This window comes from Pigmentiphaga sp. (genome assembly GCF_019689535.1).
Lineage (GTDB): Bacteria > Pseudomonadota > Gammaproteobacteria > Burkholderiales > Burkholderiaceae_B > Pigmentiphaga.
This window is the reverse complement of record NZ_JADGHH010000054.1, coordinates 1-19528: the sequence shown is the minus strand read 5'-3', so window position 1 is coordinate 19528 and position 19528 is coordinate 1. Positions and strand designations below refer to the sequence as shown.

Annotated in this window: 19 protein-coding genes and 1 pseudogene; 16 read left to right on the top strand and 4 right to left on the bottom strand. The window is 66.7% G+C overall.

The window, feature by feature from the left end:
- From IRZ12_RS06895 to IRZ12_RS06885, 3 genes and pseudogenes are all read left to right on the top strand, one after another.
- Positions 1–86: pseudogene (locus IRZ12_RS06895) on the top strand (IS200/IS605 family transposase); the annotation flags it as partial.
- Between the two features lie 127 nt (positions 87–213).
- On the top strand, positions 214–615 hold the full coding sequence (locus IRZ12_RS06890; protein WP_296466177.1) for a helix-turn-helix domain-containing protein: 402 nt from the start codon (positions 214–216) through the stop codon (positions 613–615).
- Between the two features lie 78 nt (positions 616–693).
- Entirely contained in the window at positions 694–1923 is a 1230-nt protein-coding gene (locus IRZ12_RS06885) for a nucleoside recognition domain-containing protein (protein ID WP_296466174.1), read from the top strand.
- Between the two features lie 16 nt (positions 1924–1939).
- Here the strand turns inward: IRZ12_RS06885 and rsmA are convergent, their stop codons facing one another.
- Genes rsmA through IRZ12_RS06865 form a run of 4 tightly spaced genes read right to left on the bottom strand, consistent with a single transcriptional unit; the run spans position 1940 to position 7444 of the window.
- The gene (gene rsmA / locus IRZ12_RS06880) at positions 1940–2737 is read right to left on the bottom strand and encodes a 16S rRNA (adenine(1518)-N(6)/adenine(1519)-N(6))-dimethyltransferase RsmA (protein ID WP_296466171.1); all 798 of its coding nucleotides are present in this window, start codon (positions 2735–2737) and stop codon (positions 1940–1942) included.
- Entirely contained in the window at positions 2734–3729 is a 996-nt protein-coding gene (pdxA, locus tag IRZ12_RS06875) for a 4-hydroxythreonine-4-phosphate dehydrogenase PdxA (RefSeq protein ID WP_296466168.1), read from the bottom strand. Before pdxA ends, rsmA begins: the two co-directional genes overlap by 4 nt.
- Before the next feature lie 8 nt (positions 3730–3737).
- Complete coding sequence (locus tag IRZ12_RS06870) at positions 3738–5219, bottom strand: peptidylprolyl isomerase (protein WP_296466165.1); 1482 nt, start codon at positions 5217–5219, stop codon at positions 3738–3740.
- Complete coding sequence (locus tag IRZ12_RS06865) at positions 5216–7444, bottom strand: LPS-assembly protein LptD (protein WP_296466163.1); 2229 nt, start codon at positions 7442–7444, stop codon at positions 5216–5218. Before IRZ12_RS06865 ends, IRZ12_RS06870 begins: the two co-directional genes overlap by 4 nt.
- A 196-nt stretch (positions 7445–7640) precedes the next feature.
- On the opposite strand from IRZ12_RS06865, the gene IRZ12_RS06860 reads away from it, so the two are divergent.
- From IRZ12_RS06860 to tolR, 13 genes are all read left to right on the top strand, one after another.
- Entirely contained in the window at positions 7641–8720 is a 1080-nt protein-coding gene (locus tag IRZ12_RS06860; RefSeq protein WP_296466160.1) for a phosphotransferase, read from the top strand.
- Positions 8720–9397, top strand: coding sequence for an N-acetylmuramate alpha-1-phosphate uridylyltransferase MurU (gene murU / locus IRZ12_RS06855; RefSeq protein WP_296466157.1), 678 nt, complete (start codon positions 8720–8722; stop codon positions 9395–9397). Before IRZ12_RS06860 ends, murU begins: the two co-directional genes overlap by 1 nt.
- 30 nt (positions 9398–9427) lie before the next feature.
- Positions 9428–10774, top strand: a complete 1347-nt coding sequence (locus tag IRZ12_RS06850; protein ID WP_296466154.1) for an aminopeptidase P N-terminal domain-containing protein — start codon at positions 9428–9430, stop codon at positions 10772–10774.
- A gap of 21 nt (positions 10775–10795) precedes the next feature.
- Positions 10796–11989: an FAD-dependent monooxygenase gene (locus tag IRZ12_RS06845; protein WP_296466152.1), complete on the top strand. Its 1194-nt coding sequence runs from the start codon at positions 10796–10798 to the stop codon at positions 11987–11989.
- Positions 11990–12098: 109 nt separating this feature from the next.
- Positions 12099–13103 (top strand): tRNA dihydrouridine synthase DusB, encoded by a 1005-nt coding sequence (gene dusB / locus IRZ12_RS06840; protein WP_296466149.1) that lies wholly within the window; start codon positions 12099–12101, stop codon positions 13101–13103.
- Between the two features lie 21 nt (positions 13104–13124).
- On the top strand, positions 13125–13361 hold the full coding sequence (locus IRZ12_RS06835; protein WP_296466146.1) for a helix-turn-helix domain-containing protein: 237 nt from the start codon (positions 13125–13127) through the stop codon (positions 13359–13361).
- Positions 13362–13420: 59 nt separating this feature from the next.
- A complete protein-coding gene (gene purH / locus IRZ12_RS06830) occupies positions 13421–15007 on the top strand; it encodes a bifunctional phosphoribosylaminoimidazolecarboxamide formyltransferase/IMP cyclohydrolase (RefSeq protein WP_296466143.1) in 1587 nt (528 codons plus the stop codon).
- A gap of 9 nt (positions 15008–15016) precedes the next feature.
- On the top strand, positions 15017–15562 hold the full coding sequence (ruvC, locus tag IRZ12_RS06825; protein WP_296466141.1) for a crossover junction endodeoxyribonuclease RuvC: 546 nt from the start codon (positions 15017–15019) through the stop codon (positions 15560–15562).
- A gap of 43 nt (positions 15563–15605) precedes the next feature.
- Positions 15606–16181 carry a Holliday junction branch migration protein RuvA gene (gene ruvA / locus IRZ12_RS06820; RefSeq protein ID WP_296466139.1) on the top strand — a complete coding sequence of 192 codons (576 nt, stop codon included), beginning with the start codon at positions 15606–15608 and terminating at the stop codon, positions 16179–16181.
- A 241-nt stretch (positions 16182–16422) separates the two neighbouring features.
- A complete protein-coding gene (gene ruvB, locus IRZ12_RS06815) occupies positions 16423–17490 on the top strand; it encodes a Holliday junction branch migration DNA helicase RuvB (protein ID WP_296466137.1) in 1068 nt (355 codons plus the stop codon).
- A gap of 381 nt (positions 17491–17871) precedes the next feature.
- Positions 17872–18309 carry a tol-pal system-associated acyl-CoA thioesterase gene (ybgC, locus tag IRZ12_RS06810; RefSeq protein WP_296466135.1) on the top strand — a complete coding sequence of 146 codons (438 nt, stop codon included), beginning with the start codon at positions 17872–17874 and terminating at the stop codon, positions 18307–18309.
- A 48-nt stretch (positions 18310–18357) separates the two neighbouring features.
- A complete protein-coding gene (tolQ, locus tag IRZ12_RS06805; RefSeq protein ID WP_296466133.1) occupies positions 18358–19035 on the top strand; it encodes a protein TolQ in 678 nt (225 codons plus the stop codon).
- Positions 19035–19481, top strand: coding sequence for a protein TolR (gene tolR / locus IRZ12_RS06800; RefSeq protein ID WP_296466131.1), 447 nt, complete (start codon positions 19035–19037; stop codon positions 19479–19481). Before tolQ ends, tolR begins: the two co-directional genes overlap by 1 nt.
- The last annotated feature ends 47 nt before the right edge of the window (positions 19482–19528 follow it).

The following is a 19528-nucleotide window of genomic DNA, read 5'->3' as shown; positions in this document are numbered from 1 at the left end:
CGCCGTCCTATTTCGCTTCAAGCTGCGGCGGCGCGCCGATTTCCATCGTGCGCCAGTACATCGAGCAGCAGCAAACCCCACACTGAAACCCAAAGACAAAGACGGCTGCGCCGTCCGCGCCATCCTTCCCCGCCCTGAACGGCGGGGCTTGTCGCGCACCGGGTCAACCAAACGCTCGAGCAGCCGCCCGGCTGGCAGCTCGCCACCGCGCGCTTGGCCGATCTCCTGCTCGTCCACATCCTCGGCCAACACCTGCGCTCGCCGGCCCAGCGCCGCGCCAGCGTGTTGCGGGGCATGCAGGACCAAGGCATCGCGCGCGCCATGCAGCAGATCCACGCACACCCCGAAAAACCGTGGACCGTGGCGACGCTGGCGGCCGCGAGCTATTCGTCGCGCACGGTGTTCAGCGAGCGCTTCCGGCGGCTCGTGGGCATGACGCCCATGCAATACCTGTCCTCTTATCGCATGGTCGTGGCGGCGGAAAAACTCAAGGAACCGGGCGCGACCCCTGACGAGGTCGCGCAAGCCGTGGGCTACGAATCCGCCAAGGCTTTCTCGCGCGCTTTTCGTCGCTGGAATGGCGTCACCCCAGCCCAATATGCCCGCCGCGCCTGAGCTGGGGGAGCGAGTCGCTACAATCAGCGGGTTTGCCGGCTTCCGGCCCCACCCCGAACAGACAGCGTTTCTGCCCGCATGCTGAACAGACTCTGGCTGGGTTTCTTCCTCGCCGCGGCGGTCGCCGCCTTCGCCCGCTGGGGAGCGGGACACGATCCCTCGGTGTTCCAGTCCATGGTCGGCGCGCTCTTTGCGATGGCCAAGCTTTCGGTAGAGGTCATGGTGTTGCTGTTCGGCACCATCACGCTCTGGCTCGGCTTCCTGAAAATCGCGGAGCGGGCAGGATTGGTCGATGCGCTCGCCAGGCTGCTGGGGCCGCTCTTCGCACGGCTCATGCCCGAGGTGCCCCGCGGTCATCCTGCCGTAGGCCTCATGACCTTGAACTTCGCCGCCAACGTGCTGGGCCTGGACAACGCCGCCACGCCCATCGGCCTGCGCGCAATGAAGTCGCTGCAAACGCTCAACCCGAACAGCGCGACGGCGAGCAACGCGCAGATCTTCTTCCTGGTGATGAATGCGTCGTCCCTGACCCTGCTGCCGGTGACGATCTTCATGTACCGTGCGCAACAGGGGGCATCCGATCCCACCTTGGTTTTCCTGCCCATCCTGCTGGCGACGAGCGCCTCCACCCTGGCGGGATTCCTCGCCGTCGCCATCGTGCAGCGCCTGCGCATCTGGGATCCCGTCGTGATGGCTTGGATGGCCGCGGCCGTGTTGCTGCTCGGAGGCTTCATGGCGTTTCTCTCCACCCTCTCGGCCGCGGCGCTAGGCGCGCTTTCGTCCCTACTCGGCAACCTGACGCTGTTCGCCCTGGTCCTCGCGTTCCTCGTCGTGGGCGCCCTCAAGAAAGTGCCCGTCTACGAAAGCTTCATCGAAGGCGCGAAAGACGGCTTCGACGTGGCCAAGGGCCTGCTGCCCTATCTGGTCGCGATGCTGTGCGCCATCGGCGTGCTGCGCGCATCGGGCGCGCTGGACTTTGCGCTCGAAGGCCTGCGTGCCGCCGTGCAATGGCTGGGATTCGATACGCGTTTCGTCGACGCCCTGCCCACCGCCCTAGTCAAGCCATTTTCCGGCAGCGCAGCGCGCGCGCTGATGATCGAGTCCATGCAGAACTACGGCGTGGACAGCTTCCCGGCACTGCTCTCGGCCACGATACAGGGCAGCACCGAAACGACGTTCTACGTGCTGGCCGTGTATTTCGGCGCGGTGGGCATCCAGCGCACGCGGCATGCGGTAGGGTGCGCCCTGCTGGCCGACCTCGCGGGAGTGCTGGCGGCAATCGGCGTGTGCTATTGGTTCTTCGGCTAAAGGCTGGTTAAAGGGGCTACACGCCGTGCCCCGCACCGACCACGCCCGCCTCATGCAAGACGTCCGCCAGCGCGATGAACTGCGCCACAGAAAGCTCTTCGGCGCGCGCCGTCTCCTTCACGCCCACTTCGTCCCAGGGCACGAGCGCCGCCCACTCTCCCAGGCCGCGCCGCAACATCTTGCGGCGCTGCGCGAACGCCTTGGCCACGACGGCCGAGAATGCCGCGTCGCTACGCGCCCTCGGGCGATCCGCACCGAGCGGGATCATGCGCACCACGGCCGACACCACGCGCGGCGGCGGGTCGAAAGCCTCGGGCGGCACGTCGAACAATTTTTCCATGTCGTAGCGTGATTGGAGCATGACCGAAAGCCGGCCATAGTCGGCATCGCCTGGCTGCGCGACCATGCGGTCGATGACTTCACGCTGCAGCATGAAATGCTGGTCCCGCACCTGGTCCGCATAAGGCATCAAATGAAACAGCAACGGACTCGAGATGTTGTAGGGCAGGTTGCCGACGATCCGCAGCGGGGCGCCGAACTGCGCGAAATCCACGGTCAGCACGTCGGCTTCGGTCACTTCCAGGCGCTCGGGCGGATACTGGCTGCGCAAGCGCGCGGCAAGATCTCGATCGATCTCGATCACTTTCAGGCGGTCGACCCGCTCGAGCAGCGGGCGCGTGAGCGCGGACAGGCCGGGGCCGATCTCGACCACGTTGTCGCCGGATCGCGGGTTGACCGCACGCACGATGGATTCGGTAATGCTGTCGTCGACCAAAAAATGCTGGCCGAAGCGCTTGCGCGCCTGATGCTTCATGCGGAAACTCCGGCGCCAGCCCGGCTGCCGGCGCTGATCATTTGGATGGCGGTGACGATGGCCTGTTGCAGGCTGCCGGGATCGGCCCTGCCTGTCCCCGCCAAGTCGAGCGCGGTGCCGTGGTCCACTGAGGTGCGGACATAGGGCAGGCCCAGCGTGATGTTGACGCCATGCCCGAAGCTTGCGTGCTTGAGCACGGGCAGCCCCTGGTCGTGGTACATCGCGAGCGCCGCATCGAACCCGGCTAGATGCGCGGGCACGAACAGGGTATCGGCGGGCAAGGGTCCTTGCACATCAATGCCGGCGGCGCGTGCCCGAGCGATGGCCGGCGCAATGATGTCGATCTCCTCGCGGCCCAGATGCCCGCCCTCGCCGGCGTGCGGATTCAAGCCGCACACGGCGATGCGGGGCCGGGAAAGGCCGAAGCGGCTGCGCAGGTCGGCATCGAGGATGCCGAGCACGCGGTCGAGTGTTTCGGGGGTGATGGCATCGGGCACGGCGCGCAGCGGCAGGTGCGTGGTCGCGAGCGCCACGCGCAGGCCGCCGCCCGCCAGCATCATGACGACCTTGTCTACGCCTGCGTGTTCCTGCAGATATTCAGTGTGGCCCGAGAACGCGACGCCGGCATCATTGATCACGCCTTTGTGGACAGGAGCAGTGACAATGGCTTGCGCCTCCCCTGCCGAGACCATGCCTATGGCCATGTCCAGGGTATCGAGCACGTACTGCGCATTGGCCACCGCGAGCCGCCCCGGTTCGGACGGGACGCGCAGCGGCACATGACGCACGGCGACGCCAGGCAGCGACGTCAGGTCCACGCCGCCCCGCGCCGCGAGGAGATCCCCGTCGCCGACGAGCACGAGTTGCGTATCCGCAGGCACCTCCGCCCGCCCCCGCTGGCTGGCGAACCAAGCGGCCGCCGCGGCCGACAGCTCCGGGCCGATGCCCGCGGGCTCGCCCGTCGTCAATGCCAAGGTGCGTCGTCGGTCCATTGCGCCAGTCAAGAGGGGTTCTCTGATGGGCTGTCGCCCAGCCTGATCTCCACGTACGCTTTGTCGCGCAGCTCGCGCGCCCAGTCTTCGTAGAGTTGGTCCAGCTTGCGCTGGAACAAGGCCTGGCGGGCTGCCTGGCGTTGCCGCTCGCGCCCGACGTCCTGGGTGCGCCGCTCGATCACTTGGATGAGATGCCAGCCAAAGGGAGACTGGATGGGCTCGCTGACTTCGCCCGGCTTGAGTGCATCCATGGCACGCTCGAACTCGGGCACGGTTTCCTGCGGCGACAACCAGCCCAGGTCGCCCCCCTGGGGAGCCGAGGCATCGTTCGAATATTGACGCGCCATGTCCGCGAAATTCGCGCCGCCCTGGACGATGCGCTGGCGGATGTTCACGAGGCGTTCCCGCGCCTGCTCGGAACTGAGCACCGCGGTGGGCCGGATCAAGATGTGGCGCGCGTGGGTCTGCTGCACCGGCATGGCCGGGCTGCCCGGGCCGCCGATGCTCTTGCGGTCGACCAGCTTGAGAATGTGAAACCCATTGCCGCTCTGGATGATTTCGCTGATGCCGCCCGGGCTCAGTTGCGAGACCGCCTCCACGAACAGCGACGGCCAGCGGTCGGCCGGGCGGGTGCCGAGGTCGCCCCCGCGTAGAGCCTCCTCGCCGTCGGACGAAGCGGCAGCCAGGCGCGCGAAATCAGCGCCATTGCGAAGTTGTTCCAGCAGCGCCTCGGCCTTGCGCCGCAGCCGGGCCACCATGTCGGACGAACTGCCCTCGGGTACCCGCACCAAGATCTGCGCCAAGGTCATTTCAGACGGCGCCGCTTCATGTTCCTCGGCAAGATAGGCGTCGATCTCGGGCTCGGAGACCTGGATCTGGCTGTCCACCGCCCGCTCGCGCAGGCGCAACAGCGTCAGCTCCTGGCGCAGGTCCTCGCGGTAGACCGAGAACGGCACGCCCTCGCGCTCGATCTGGTCCCGCATCTGTGACACCGTCACGTGGTTTTGCTCGGCAATGCGGTTGATGGCGCGATCGAGCTGCATGTCGTCGATGCGGATGCCAAGCTGGGCCGCTTCCTGGAGCTGCGTTTTCTCGACGATCATCCGTTCGAGCACCTGGCGCTCCAGGGTGTTCCGGTCGGGAGCCGGGATCTGCTGCCGCGCCAGCGTCGCCAGAGCCGTCTGCACCCGACCATCGAGCTCGCGCCGCGTAATGACGTCGGAATTCACGATGGCCACGATCGCGTCGCCCAATTGGATACGCGACGAAGACGTCCCGCCAGGAGAGGAAGTGGCGCCCGAACCGGAAGAGGAGGACGGGCTGGAGGCGGGAGCCCCGAACGGCGCGGTCAAGGCAGGCCCGCGGCCGGACTCTCCCGGCAGCCGCAGTCCCTGCGCCGCTGCCTGCCCGCCGGCCAGCAGGGCCAGGCAGCTGAGTGCGACGCCGCACTTCGCTTTCGTCATGGTGGGCAATACCTTGAAAACCATCATTCGTACCTTTCGAACACCGTCCCTTTCTCAGGAGGCGGGTTGATGACCTGATAACCGGGAATGCTACGACGCAAGGTCGTCATCGGACTGGCCCCGATGCCGCCGAAGCCGGTCAGCTCGAGCTGGAAGAAAACTGCGGTGGTGGCGTTGTTCTTGGCCACCGCGTACCGCTGGCCGACCAGGCGGAAAGCCCAGCAACATCCGCCGTTGTATTCGATTCCGGCCACCGATTCGGCGATCCGGTTCTCGAGCAGCGAGTAATTGATGCGGCCGATGCCGAACCAGCGCGGCGCCAGCGGCCACTGGAAAGCCACGTCGATCAGCTCCTGCCCCGGCACACTGACCGACTCTCGCTTGTAGCGATAGGCGAGCGAAATGGTGCTCAGGCGCTGGGGGCTCCAGCGCGCGCCGATGGTGGACCGGGTCACGCGCTCGATCTTGGGATTGTATTGCACCGTGGTTTCGCCGCTCAGCGTGGACGTCAGCGCGCCGTACACGGAAACGAGGAAATCAGACCGTCCGTCGGAATTGGGCGCTTCGCCAGGCAACGTGACCCGTTGATCGCTGAAGTACAAACGCTGCGCCCCCATGATCCTGGCGCGCTCGACGCCGGTCTTGGGATCGAGCCAGCGCGTGGTCAGCGCGGCGGTCAGCTGGTTGGCCTCGGCGATGCGGTCCCAGCCCGCGTACAGGTTCTCGGAGAAGATCTGCGCAAAATTGAAATCCGCGAGCGCAGTATCGTAGATGGGCAGGTTCGACTGATTGCGGTAGGGCACGCGCAGGTAGTAGAGGCGCGGCTCCAGTGTCTGCCGGGCCGGTTGGCCCAGCAGCGAGCTGTCCCTCTCGAAGATCAAGCCGGTATCCAGCGACATGATCGGCACGGTGCGCGACGCGTTGCTGGACGGCGCCCCCTGGAAGGAATCGGTGTTGTAGCGGGTAGCGTGGATGCCGATCTTGGGAATGAAGAACCCACCCGGCCGGATGATGGGATACGACACCGAGGGGTACGCGTAGGCGCGCTCCCCCGTCACCGCGTCATGGCGGCGGAAGCGCGTCGCGTCCGCCTCCAGGCGCAGGTCGAGGCCGTTCCAGTCGAAGCGCTGGCCCGTCAGGTGCAATTGCGGTTCACGGCCGTACGGCGGCACGATGGGCGCGAGCGGATCCTGGAGGGTTTGATAGCTCACTACGCGGCCGAACGCGTTCCAGTACCCCTGGTTCCAATTCAGGGTGAACGAACGCTCCAGGGTCGCCGTCGAGGCCAAGCCCGTGCCGAGCACCGACAAATCCCGGAAATACGCGTCATCCGAGGCCTTGGAGAAGTTCCAGTTGAATCCCAGGTTGGGCGACAACTGCTGGCGGTGCTGCGAACTGAACAGATAGCGGTCACGATTCGCGACACGGTCGTTCGGCAGGTAGCTCAGGCGCGTCTCGCCGCTGAACGAAGGCTCCAGGTAGCGGAACTCGCCGGAGAGCTGCAGGCCGCGGCGCAGCATCACCTTGGGCGTCAGCGTCGCATCGCGGTTCGGCGCGATGTTGAAGTAATACGGAATCGAGAACTCCGGGCCGCTCTTGCTGGTGAGCCCGAAAGTCGGCGCCAGGAATCCCGACTTGCGGTCACGCGAAATCGGGAAAGACATGATGGGCGCGGCCAGGATGGGCACGTCCTTGAAATACAGCACCCCGCCATAGCCGAGCGCCTGCCCCGAGTTGTAGTCAAAGTCCACTCTTCGCGCGCGCAGCTCCCAATCGGGATCGTCGCACGAGCAACCGGTATAGCGGACGCGCTCGGCGCGGATCCGGTCCTGGCCCAGCAGGCGAATCTGCTGCGCCGAGCCGCTGCTGCCATTCAACCCGAAGAAAAACCGCGCGTCGCTGACCTCGCCCGTCCCGCTGCTCATGTTGAGCTTCAGTCGCGGCCCAGTTAGCAGGTTGCCTTCCCGGAGCAGGCGCACGTTGCCCAGGGCCTCCAGTTCATCCTCGACCTGGTCGTATTGGATGCGGTCGCCTTTCAGGATGGTGTCGCGGCGCCGTACCTGCGCATGGCCTTCCAGCCTGACGACGTCCTGATCCTCGACGGTCAGGGAGTCCGCCTCCATGAACACCGGCAACTGGTCAGGATCGTAGGTATGCGTGCGCAGGCCGGGCGACAGGCGCAGGCCCGGCACGGAGACGCCGCCGGAAGGTGGCCCCTCTTGCGCATGGGCCAACGGCACTGTCGCAAACACGGCAAATAGGCAGAACCACCGGATCGATCGCACGGGCCTTCTGGAATCAAAACGAAAGTCGAAGAATACGCGACCCGGCGGCCGCGCGCGGTAAAAAAAGATAGCGGGCCCGCATCCTTCGGCGGGAGCCGGAGTCCTCGTCTCGGGAAGGGAGCCTTCGTTCCGGGATCCGATATCGGTCGGTATTATAGGAGGCATGAATGCCACCACCGATCTTGCCGCCGGCCCGTCCGGCGCCGATGCCCGCCTTGCGCAGCTTTCGGGCTGGATATCCGGGCTTCCTGCCGCTCTCGAGCTCAATCCTGCTTCCCTGCGCCCCGCCTCGAGCGACGCCAGCTTCCGCCGCTACTTCCGCGTCGAGATGGGCGCCGGCACAGCCGTCGTCATGGACGCCCCGCCGGGCAAGGAGGATTGCCGCCCGTTCCTGCACGTAGCCGGCCTGCTGCGCGATGCGGGTGTCCACGTGCCCGCCGTCCTCGCCCAAGACGTCGACCAAGGCTTCCTGCTGCTCTCGGACCTCGGCTTTACCACGTACTTGGACTACCTACACGGCCAGACGACGCCGCACGACATACACCGCATCTATATGGATGCCCTGGCGTCGCTGGTGAAGTTGCAACAAAGCGCAACCACCGGGCTGGCGCGATACGACAAGCCGCGGCTCATCGCCGAGCTCGAACTATTCCCCGAGTGGTACGCCGCCCGCTACTGCGACCGCCCGCTCGACCCGCCCGAGCGAGACGCGTTGAACGGAGTCTTCGAAGCACTGGTCGACGCCAACCTCGCCCAACCTTTCGTCCTCGTCCACCGGGATTACCACTCGCCCAACCTGATGGCAACAGACCTCCCGAAGGAGGGGCCGAACTACGGCCCCAACCCGGGCGTCATCGACTTCCAGGACGCCGTGGTCGGGCCCATCACCTACGACCTCGCTTCCGTGCTGATGGACGCCCGCTTCACCTGGGACGAACCGCAGCAGCTGGACTGGGCGATCCGTTATTGGGAAATGGCCCGCAAGGCAGGACTGCCGGTGCCTGACGACTTCGCCGAGCTCCATCGCGCCTACGAGTGGATGGGGTTGCAGCGCAACCTGCGCATCCTGGGGGTGTTCGCCCGGCTCGCCCACCGCGACGGCAAGCGCCACTACCTGGATCACATCCCGCGCGTCAACGCCTATGTGCGACAGGTTGCCGAGCGTTACCTCGCCTTCAAGCCGCTGACCAAGCTGCTCGACAAGCTGGAAGGGCGCCAAGCCGCGGTGGGATACACCTTCTGATGCGCGCGATGATTCTCGCGGCTGGGCGCGGCGAGCGCATGCGCCCGCTCACCGATGCAGTCCCCAAGCCGCTTCTTCCGGCAGGCGGCAAGCCATTGATCGCCTGGCACATCGAGCGCCTCGCGGCGGCCGGATTCCAGGACATCGTGGTCAACCACGCCTGGCTAGGCGAGCAGATCGAACAGGCCTTGGGCGACGGCAGCCGCTGGGGCGTGCGGCTGCGCTACTCGGCCGAGGGCCGCGCGCTCGAGACCGCCGGCGGGATACGCCAGGCGCTGCCCCTATTGGGGGAGGCGCCGTTCCTCGTCATCAACGGTGACATCTGGACGGACTGGGATCCATCCGCCGCGCGGGCTGCCGCCCAAACGCTCGAACGCGACGAGCGGCTGGCTTGGCTCGTGCTGGTGGACAACCCGGATCATCATCCCGAAGGCGATTTTCACCTCGGTGCGGACGGCCTCGTCCGCGACCAGGAACCCCGCCTGACCTTCGCCGGAATCGGGGTTTACCGTCCCGAACTCTTTGCGTCATTGCCGGCCGGCGAACCGGCCAAGCTGGCCCCGCTGCTGCGCGCCGCCATGGCCGAAGGACGCGTGGGCGGCAGCCGGCACCCCGGCCGCTGGACCGACGTCGGCACGCCCCAGCGCCTGGCCCGGCTCGACGCGAGCCTACAATAGCCTTCAGTTATTTGCGTACGGATACGCCTCATGAGCATTCCCGCCCAGGACATCTCTCCTTTTGCCGCGCGCCGCAAACGCTTGCTGGAAGCCATGCATGCCCAGGGCGGCGGAATCGCCATCCTGCCTACCGCGCGCGAGTGCGTGCGCAACCGCGACGCGGAGTATCCCTATCGCTTCGACAGCGACTTCTTCTACCTGACAGGCTTTCCCGAACCCGAGGCCTGGATGGTGCTGGTCGCGGGAAGTCAAGACCGGCAGATCCTGTTCTGCCGGAGCAAGAACCTCGAGCGCGAAATCTGGGATGGCTACCGGATCGGCCCGGACGCAGCCGCGGAGCAGTTCGGCTTCGACCAAGCCTATCCGGTGGAATCCCTTTCGGATGAATTGCCCAAGCTCATCGCCGACCAGCCAGCGCTGTTCGTGCCGCTGGCCAGCGACCGCCTGTTCGACCTGAACCTGCGCACGTGGCTGGACAAAGTCCGGGCGATGGGCCGCTCGGGCGCCACGGTGCCGGGCCGCACCTACGATCTGCGCGCCATCCTGGCGGAAATGCGGCTCGTCAAAGATGCCAGCGAGCTCGAGACCATGCGCCGCGCCGCGGCCATCTCCGCCGGCGCGCACGTGCGGGCCATGCGCGCCGCGCGCCCGGGCATGCGGGAATACGAGATCGAGGCCGAACTGCTGCATGAGTTCCGCCGCCACGGCTCCCAGTCCGTCGCCTACAACTCCATCGTGGCCACCGGCCGCAATGCCTGCGTGCTGCATTACCGCGCCGGCGACGCCGAACTGAAAGACGGGGACTTGCTGCTCATCGACGCAGGCTGCGAATTGGACGGCTACGCCTCGGACATCACCCGCACCTTCCCCGTCAACGGACGCTTCAGCGGTCCGCAGCGGGCCCTCTACGACATCGTGCTGGAAGCGCAGCGTGCCGCCGCCTCCCGGACCCTCCCCGGCGCTCGCTGGAACGAAGGCCACGACGCCGCGGTGCGCGTCCTGGCGCAAGGGATGATCGACGAAGGACTGCTGGCCGGCTCGCTCGACGGCGTGCTGGAATCCCAGCAGTACACCCGCTTCTACATGCACCGCACCGGCCACTGGCTGGGCATGGACGTGCACGACGTGGGCGACTACCGAGAGCCGGGCCCGGCGCCTGCCGGCGACACGCAGCGGCCGTGGCGCACGCTGCGTCCGGGCATGGTGCTGACGATCGAGCCCGGCATTTACGTCCGTCCGGCAGACGACGTTCCAGAACGTTTTTGGGACATCGGCATACGCATTGAAGACGACGCCGTCGTCACCGAGACCGGGTGCGAGCTGATCACCCGGGGCGTGCCCGTCGCCGCCGACGACATCGAAGCCTTGATGAAATGAGCCCCCGGCTGCGCGCTTCGAATGCACGGCATTGACATGCACGCGGACGTTACCATCCTGGGCGGCGGCCCCGTGGGCGCCACCCTCGCGCTCCTGCTCGCCCGCGCAACGGCGCGGCCCGGAAAAATCGTGCTTTGCCGGCCGCAGCGTGCCGCCGCGCCCTCCGCCACCCCGCCTGCCGATCCGCGCGTGATGGCCCTGAACCACGGTAGCCGCGTACTGCTCGCGTCCATCGATGCCTGGCCGGCAGGCGGCGCGGACATACTCGACGTCCACGTGTCCCAGCAAGGGCGCCTGGGCCGCACGCATATCTCGCGCGACGACTTCGGCGTACCCGCGCTCGGCACCGTGCTGCCCTACCCGACCATCGTGCAAGCACTCGATGCCGCGCTCGAACGCACCGGCGTGACCATCCGGGCCGGATCCCCCGCTACCGTCCTGCGGGACGAAGGGCGACGCGCCGTCGTGCGCCAGGACGACCGGGAATGGACCACCACGGTCTGCATCCACGCCGAAGGCGGTACCTTCGACCACCAGGCGCGCAACGATTTGCACCGCAGCTACGACCAGCACGCGATCCTGGCCATCGTGCGCGCCGGGCGTCCGCGTCCCGGGTGGGCCTGGGAGCGATTCACGCGCGAAGGGCCGCTGGCGCTGCTTCCCTATCCGGCCGGGCCCACCCGCGACGCCAGCCGCTACGCCCTGGTCTGGTGCGTCCGGCCCGAACACGCCGACGAGCTCATGGCCATGGACGACGCGGCGTTCGGCCGAGCGCTCGGCAGCGCCTTCGGTTCCCGGCTCGGCGATCTCGTGCTTGCGGGCCCCCGCCATCGGTATCCGCTCGGAATCAACCTGCGCCGCCGCCTCGTCGACGGCAACCGCGTCGTCATCGGCAACGCGGCCCAGACCCTGCACCCGGTGGCGGGGCAGGGCATGAACCTGGGCCTGCGCGACGCGGCGCGCCTGGCCGAGGCCCTTGCCCCGCTGCTGCGGGACGCCGAAACGCCTGCCCCGCCCCTGCTTGCCGCCTACGCCCGCGCGCGTGCAGCCGACCGCTGGCTCACCAGCGGCCTGACGGACTTTTTGCCCCGCATATTCTCGACCGGCATGGCGCCGGTCGAACACGCCTGCGGCCTCGCCCTGCTCGGGCTGGACCTGTCCCGTACCCTGCGCGGCCCCCTCGCGCGACAATTGATGGAGGGGATCAGGGGGTGATGTAACAACTTCCCCAGCCCCGACGGCGGTACAATCGCTGCTTCCCTCAGATTTTTTTGCCCACGCGCGCCCTTCCCCTCCGTGAGTGAGGCGGATGGCGCATTCAGTCATGCGCATCGGCCCCTACGAACTCCCGAACAACGTTTTCGTCGCCCCCATGGCGGGCGTGACGGACCGTCCGTTCCGCCAATTGTGCAAGCGGCTGGGCGCGGGCCATGCGGTCTCCGAAATGGCGGCCAGCAACCCCAAGCTCTGGAACAGCGTCAAGACCTCGCGCCGCCTGGATCACGCCGGCGAAAGCGAACCCATCGCCGTCCAGATCGCCGGGAGCGACCCCGACATGATGGCCCAGGCCGCGGTCTTCAACGTGGGCAAAGGCGCGCGCATCATCGACATCAACATGGGATGCCCGGCCAAGAAAGTCTGCAACGTCGCCGCGGGCTCGGCCCTGCTGCGCGACGAAGACCTGGTCGCGCGCATCCTCGAGGCAGTCGTGCGCGCCTGCACGCCGCTCGGCGTGCCGGTCACGCTCAAGACCCGCACCGGCTGGAGCCGCGCCGAACGCAACATCCTGCGGGTGGCCCGCCGGGCCCAGGACATCGGGATCGCCGCGCTGGCCCTGCACGGCCGCACGCGCGAAGACCTCTACATGGGCGAAGCCGAATACGAAACCATCGCCCAAGTCAAGGCCGAGCTGTCCATCCCGGTCATCGCCAACGGCGACATCGACTCGCCCGAGAAGGCGCGGAAGGTGCTGGAGGCGACCGGCGCGGATGCCGTCATGATCGGCCGCGCCGCGCAGGGCCGCCCCTGGCTGTTCCGGGAAATCGATCATTACCTGCGCACGGGCTCGCTCCTACCCGGACCGACGCTCACCGAAATGCGGGAGCTGCTGCTGCAGCATCTGGACGACCACTACCGTTTCTACGGCGAATACACGGGCGTGCGCACCGCACGCAAGCACATTGGCTGGTATCTGGCTTCGCTGCCGGGCGGGCCGCAGTTCTGTGCGCAACTGAATTTGATAGAAAACACACGCGACCAATGGCACGCGGTGGCCGCCTGGTTCGATCGCTCGATCGAGCGCGACGCCGCGCCGCGGCTCGCTGCCTAGGCCGCGCATCAAGGAAGACATATGAAAGAACATACGCTTGAAGAATGCGTACGCCACACCCTGGACCGCTACTTCAAGGATCTTGACGGGGAGCCGACGAGCGGCATCTGGGACATGGTGCTGACGGCCGTCGAGCGCCCCATGCTCGAAGTCGTGCTGGAAAAGGCAGACCGCAACCAGTCGCGCGCCGCCGAGATGCTGGGCATCAACCGCAACACCCTGCGCAAGAAGCTCGACTTTTACCAAATCAAGGTCTAACTCGGCCGCCCCAATCCATTTCACGTGCCGGCCCTGGCACGCCATCTTGACTACTCAACATGAAAATCGAACGCGCGCTTCTCTCCGTTTCCGACAAATCCGGCATCGTCGACTTCGCCAGGGCCCTGCACGACCGTGGCATCCAGCTCCTGTCGACCGGGGGCACGGCCAAGCTGCTGGCCCAGGCCGGCCTGCCGGTGCAGGAGGTGTCCGACTACACCGGCTTTCCCGAAATGATGGACGGCCGTGTCAAGACGCTGCACCCGAAGATCCACGGCGGCCTGCTCGCCCGCCGCGATTCGCAGGCCCACCTCGACGCGATCGCTAGCCACGGCATCGGCCGCATCGACCTGCTGGTGGTCAACCTCTATCCCTTCCGCGAAGCCATCGCCAAACCCGGCTGCACTTTCGCCGACGCCATCGAGAACATCGACATCGGCGGCCCCGCCATGCTACGCGCGGCAGCCAAGAACCATGGCACGGAGGCAGGCGGCGTCACCGTCGTGATCGATCCGGCCGACTACGCGCAGGTCCTTGCGGAAATCGACGCCACCGGCGGCACCTCGTACGCCCTGCGCCTGAACCTGGCCAAGAAGGTATTCGCCCACACCGCTGCCTACGACGGGGCGATCGCCAACTACCTGACCAGCCTGACCGAGGCCCCGGCCCAAGATGCCGTGCCGGCGCGCGAGGCCTACCCCGAAACCCTGACCTTCCAGGTCTCCAAGACCCAGGCCATGCGCTACGGCGAGAACCCCCATCAATCGGCCGCGTTCTACCGCGACGCAGCGCCGGCCGCCGGGTTGCTCGCCAACTACCGCCAGCTGCAGGGCAAGGAACTCTCCTACAACAACATTGCAGACGCCGACGCCGCCTGGGAGTGCGTGCGCACGTTCGAGGCACCCGCCTGCGTCATCATCAAGCACGCCAACCCCTGCGGCGTGGCGGTCTCGACCGACCCGCTGCACGCCTACCAGCAGGCATTCAAGACCGATCCGACGTCCGCGTTCGGCGGCATCATCGCCTTTAACCGTCCCGTCGATGCCGCCACGGCCCAGGCAGTGAGCAAGCAGTTCGTCGAAGTCCTGCTCGCGCCCGGCTATGACGACGGCGCGCGCGAAATCTTCTCCGCCAAGCAGAACGTGCGCCTGCTGGAAGTGCCGCTCGGCGACGGCGTCAACGCCTTCGACGTGAAACGCGTGGGAGGCGGCTGGCTCGTACAGCAGCCCGACGCCTTCAACGTGTCGCGGGACCAGCTCAAGGTCGTCACCAAGATCGCCCCCACCGAGGCCCAATTGGACGACCTGCTGTTTGCGTGGAAAGTCGCCAAGTTCGTCAAATCCAACGCCATCGTCTTCGCCGGCGGCGGCATGACCCTAGGCGTGGGCGCAGGCCAGATGAGCCGCATCGACTCCGCCCGCATCGCCTCGATCAAGGCGGAAAATGCCGGGCTGTCGCTCAAGGGCTCGGCGGTTGCGTCCGACGCCTTCTTCCCGTTCCGCGACGGCCTGGACGTGGTGGTGGACGCCGGCGCGACCTGCGTCATTCAGCCGGGCGGCAGCGTGCGCGACCCGGAAGTCATCGCCGCGGCGGACGAACGAGGCATCGCCATGGTATTTACCGGTACCCGGCACTTCCGTCATTGACATCGCATCGTGCGCATACTGGGCGTGGACCCCGGCCTGCGGCGCACCGGCTTTGGGGTAATCGAATCGAATGGTGCGCGACTGCGCTACGTCGCCAGCGGCACCATCGTGGTCCCGCCGGAGGATGACTTGTCCGTGCGGCTGAAGGTCATCCTCGACAACCTGCGGGAGGTCGTGCGCGACACCGCGCCCGACTTCGCCGCAATCGAGAAAGTCTTCGTCAACGCCAACCCGGTTTCGACCCTGCTCCTGGGCCAAGCGCGCGGCGCCGCGCTGTGCGCCCTGGCCGACAGCGGCCTCACAGTGCACGAGTACACGGCCTTGCAGATCAAGAAATCGGTCGTCGGGACGGGCCGCGCTGCCAAGGCCCAGGTGCAGGCCATGGTGCAGCACCTGCTGTCGCTGGACGGCGCACCGGCGGCGGACGCCGCCGATGCGCTTGCCTGCGCCATCTGCCATGCGCATATCGCGCCGCTCGGCGACCGCCTGCGCGAGAACGGCGCCCTGGCCCTGCGCAGCCGCGGCACCCGGCTGCGCGCGGGCAGGCTGGTCTAGGACGCCCCTGGTATGCTGCGGGAAATTCGTTGAAGGCCATTTCATGATCGGACGCCTGACCGGTATCCTCGTAGAGAAGCAACCGCCCACCATTTGCCTGGACGTCAACGGCGTGGGCTATGAACTCGACGTTCCGATGAGCACGCTGTATTCCTTGCCGGAGGTCGGATCCAAGGTCACCTTGCTGACCCACCTCGCGATCCGCGAGGACGCGCACGTGCTGTACGGTTTCGGCACGGCCGCCGAGCGGTCGACGTTCCGCGAACTCATCAAGGTCAGCGGCGTAGGCGCCAAGATCGCGCTGGCGGTGCTGTCCGGCATGACGGTGGCGGAGCTGGCGCAGGCTGTCACGCTGCAGGAAGCGGGGCGGCTGACGCGCGTGCCCGGCATCGGCAAGAAAACCGCCGAACGGCTGCTGCTGGAACTCAAAGGCAAGCTAGGGGCCGACCTCGGCGCCGCGGGTGGGGCAACGGTCTCGGACGGCCAGTCAGACATCCTCAACGCCCTGCTGGCGCTCGGCTATTCCGACCGCGAGGCCTCAGCCGCCGTCAAGAGCCTGCCCGCCGGCGTCGGCGTTTCCGAGGGCATCAAGCTGGCGCTCAAGGCCCTGGCGCGCTAGCCGGCGCATTGCCGCCCGGAATACGGAGGGACGCCACGCTCAAGCCCCCGTCATCGACGACGCAGGCACTGTCGTATGGGAGTCAACCACGTGCGCGCATGATACCGGCGGCTCCAAGAGCTCCCGCCGTATCGCGATACGCGTCATGGTCCCGTTCGGCGAGCCATACGGCAAACTCGATAGCTGACGACGCCGGGCGGGAACCGGCTAACATACAGCCAGTTCAAGGCACGATACCCCCATGGCGATACAGCCCGACAAACTCTCCGCCCGCGACGACGCTTTCGACACCCGCGTCATCTCTCCCCGCGCCGCCTCCCCGAACGAGGAAGCGATAGAGCGCGCCTTGCGCCCCAAGGCGCTCGAGGAATACGTCGGGCAGCGTCGCATCCGCGACCAGCTCGAGATCTTCATCGCCGCGGCGCGCAACCGCCAGGAATCCCTGGACCACGTGCTGCTGTTCGGCCCGCCCGGCCTAGGCAAGACCACGCTGGCCCATATCATCGCCCGGGAAATGGGCGTGCAATTGCGGCAGACCTCGGGGCCCGTGCTCGAGCGGCCGGGCGACCTCGCCGCCCTGCTCACCAACCTCGAAAAAAACGACGTCCTCTTCATCGACGAGATCCACCGGCTCTCGCCCATCGTCGAAGAAATCCTCTATCCGGCGCTGGAAGACTTCCAAATCGACATCCTCATCGGCGAAGGGCCGGCCGCGCGCAGCGTCAAGCTCGACCTGCAGCCCTTCACGCTGGTGGGCGCGACCACGCGCGCGGGCATGCTGACCAACCCCCTGCGGGATCGCTTCGGCATCATCGCCCGCCTGGAGTTTTATACGCCCGAGGAACTGGCGGCCATCGTTACGCGCAGCGCGAACCTGCTCAACGCCGCCATCTCCGAAGACGGCGCCCGGGAAATCGCCCGCCGCTCGCGCGGCACGCCCCGGATCGCCAACCGGCTGCTGCGCCGGGTGCGCGACTACGCCGAGGTCAAGGCCGGCGGGCGCATCACGGGGGAAGTCGCGCATGCGGCGCTTTCCATGCTCGACGTCGACCCGGCCGGCCTGGACATCATGGACCGCAAGCTGCTGGAGGCGATCGTCTACAAATTCGACGGCGGCCCGGTCGGCCTGGACAGCTTGTCCGCAGCGATCGGCGAGGAGCGCGACACCATCGAAGACGTGATCGAACCCTACTTAATCCAGCACGGCTACGTGCAGCGCACGCCGCGCGGCCGCATCGCCACGCAGGGCACCTACCGCCACCTGGGGCTGACACCGCCCCCGCAGGCACACAGCGGCGAACTATTCTGACCGTCGCGCTCGGGAAAAAACAAGGCCCGTGCTGGGCATCCCCCAGTTCACGGGCCCGGCTGCTCCCAGCGCAGCCTCATCAAAAAAAATCGTGCCGTCGCCCATACGGTAACTAAGCACGGACACCGACACCATCAGCAAAAGGGTGGAAGCGTCGATCACCCGAACGGCGCCACCCACGCACCCGAAGCCGCACAGGCTGGCATCAACGCTTCCTCCGGTCAGACGCGCCGGCGGGGCTAAAGTTCCCCCTTTACAAGCCGTCACAATTCGTGGAAGGTTGAAAGAGGACTGCATGCCCGCAGACCACGGGTTGTTTACAATTCCCGGCCGGGACCGCCGCGGCCCCGCTCACTAGATTTCCATATCAAGGTTCGCCCTGTGTCCAACCCCGCCAGTGACGATTTTCGGTTTCCGATCCGTGTGTATTACGAAGATACCGACGCCGGCGGCGTGGTCTACTACGCAAACTATCTGAAGTTTTTCGAACGCGCGCGTACCGAGTGGCTACGCCGCCTCGGCGTGGAACAGCGGGTCCTGGCCGAGGAGACCGGCTGCATTTTCGTCGTACGGGGGATCGAAGCCCAATATCGCCGGCCTGCCCTCCTGGACGACCTCCTCACCGTCCGCAGCCGGATAGCGCGGCTGGGCAGGGCGTCCATCGATTTCCTGCAGTTCTGCGAGCGAGGCGATGAACTGCTCGCCACCGGCAATGTCCAGGTAGGATGCGTCGACCGCTCGACGATGCGGCCGCGCGGCCTGCCCGCCGAAGTGGCGGAAAAACTCGCCGCGCTGGCGGCGGCTCGCACAACGGATTAACACGATCAACTCCAGGCCCATTCTTCCCTTCGCCCCAAAGGACTTTGCATGAACGTCAACCAGGACATGTCTATCCTGTCCCTGATACTCCAGGCCAGCTTTACGGTCCAGTGCGTGATGGCCATCCTGGCCATCGTCTCGCTGATGTCCTGGACCTACATTTTCCGCAAGCGCTTTGCGATCAAGCGGGCGCAGCAGCAAACCGACCGCTTCGAGGCCGACTTCTGGTCGGGCGGCGACCTGAACATGCTGCACCAGGCCGTCACGGCGCGGCGCGGCGAACAAGGTGCGCTGGCACGCATCTTCGAGGCCGGGATGGCCGAGTTCGTGAAAAGCCGGCAGAACAAGCTGAATGACGTCAACGCATTGCTCGATGGCGCTCGCCGGGCAATGCGCGCCGCCTACCAGCGCGAGATGGACGCGTTGGAATCCCACCTCGCTTTCCTCGCCTCGACGGGATCGGTAAGCCCTTACGTCGGCCTGTTCGGCACGGTGTGGGGCATCATGCATGCCTTCCGCGGCCTGGCCAACGTGGAACAGGCAACCCTGGCGAGCGTCGCGCCCGGCATCGCCGAGGCCCTGGTGGCCACGGCCATCGGCCTGTTCGCGGCGATTCCTGCCGTGGTCGCCTATAACCGCTTCTCGCACGACATCGACCGGCTGTCCATTCGCTTCGACAGCTTCATCGACGAGTTCCAGAACATCCTGCAAAGACAGGTGCGCTGATGCCTTCCATCCGCTCCAGCAACCGCGGCGGCCGCAGCGGGCGCCGATCCATGAACGAAATCAACGTCGTCCCCTACATCGACGTGATGCTGGTGCTGCTCGTGATCTTCATGGTCACCGCGCCCATGATGACGCCCGGCGTCATCGACCTGCCCACCGTCGGCAAAGCCTCGCAGGTGCCGGTCAAGCCGCTGGAAGTCATCCTGGCCGCGGACGGCAGCGTCTCCATCCGCGACCGGGAACGCGGCGACACGTCGCCGCAGGCCATCCCGCGCAGTGACCTCGCCCGCGTGGCGCGCGACCGCCAGACCCAGCATCCCGACCAGCCCGTCGTCATTTCTGCCGACCGCAAAGCCCAGTACGAATCCGTCCTCAAAGTGATGGACGAACTGCAGAGCCAAGGCGTGAAGCGGGTCGGCCTGCTGGTCAAGCAACAAAGCTCCTGATCGCCCATGGCGCCCAACGATCGTTCCCACCGTCCCCTGCCCCAACC

What these genes read in the sequence shown, in the direction of transcription:
- dusB (WP_296466149.1), top strand. Translation starts at nt 12,099, where the DNA reads ATGCGCATCGGCCCCTACGAACTCCCGAACAACGTTTTCGTCGCCCCC.
- tolR (WP_296466131.1), top strand. Translation starts at nt 19,035, where the DNA reads ATGCCTTCCATCCGCTCCAGCAACCGCGGCGGCCGCAGCGGGCGCCGA.
- tolQ (WP_296466133.1), top strand. Translation starts at nt 18,358, where the DNA reads ATGAACGTCAACCAGGACATGTCTATCCTGTCCCTGATACTCCAGGCC.
- IRZ12_RS06885 (WP_296466174.1), top strand. Translation starts at nt 694, where the DNA reads ATGCTGAACAGACTCTGGCTGGGTTTCTTCCTCGCCGCGGCGGTCGCC.
- murU (WP_296466157.1), top strand. Translation starts at nt 8,720, where the DNA reads ATGCGCGCGATGATTCTCGCGGCTGGGCGCGGCGAGCGCATGCGCCCG.
- IRZ12_RS06860 (WP_296466160.1), top strand. Translation starts at nt 7,641, where the DNA reads ATGAATGCCACCACCGATCTTGCCGCCGGCCCGTCCGGCGCCGATGCC.
- IRZ12_RS06870 (WP_296466165.1), bottom strand. Translation starts at nt 5,219, where the DNA reads ATGATGGTTTTCAAGGTATTGCCCACCATGACGAAAGCGAAGTGCGGC.
- IRZ12_RS06845 (WP_296466152.1), top strand. Translation starts at nt 10,796, where the DNA reads ATGCACGGCATTGACATGCACGCGGACGTTACCATCCTGGGCGGCGGC.
- IRZ12_RS06850 (WP_296466154.1), top strand. Translation starts at nt 9,428, where the DNA reads ATGAGCATTCCCGCCCAGGACATCTCTCCTTTTGCCGCGCGCCGCAAA.
- IRZ12_RS06835 (WP_296466146.1), top strand. Translation starts at nt 13,125, where the DNA reads ATGAAAGAACATACGCTTGAAGAATGCGTACGCCACACCCTGGACCGC.
- purH (WP_296466143.1), top strand. Translation starts at nt 13,421, where the DNA reads ATGAAAATCGAACGCGCGCTTCTCTCCGTTTCCGACAAATCCGGCATC.
- pdxA (WP_296466168.1), bottom strand. Translation starts at nt 3,729, where the DNA reads ATGGACCGACGACGCACCTTGGCATTGACGACGGGCGAGCCCGCGGGC.
- rsmA (WP_296466171.1), bottom strand. Translation starts at nt 2,737, where the DNA reads ATGAAGCATCAGGCGCGCAAGCGCTTCGGCCAGCATTTTTTGGTCGAC.
- ruvB (WP_296466137.1), top strand. Translation starts at nt 16,423, where the DNA reads ATGGCGATACAGCCCGACAAACTCTCCGCCCGCGACGACGCTTTCGAC.
- ruvA (WP_296466139.1), top strand. Translation starts at nt 15,606, where the DNA reads ATGATCGGACGCCTGACCGGTATCCTCGTAGAGAAGCAACCGCCCACC.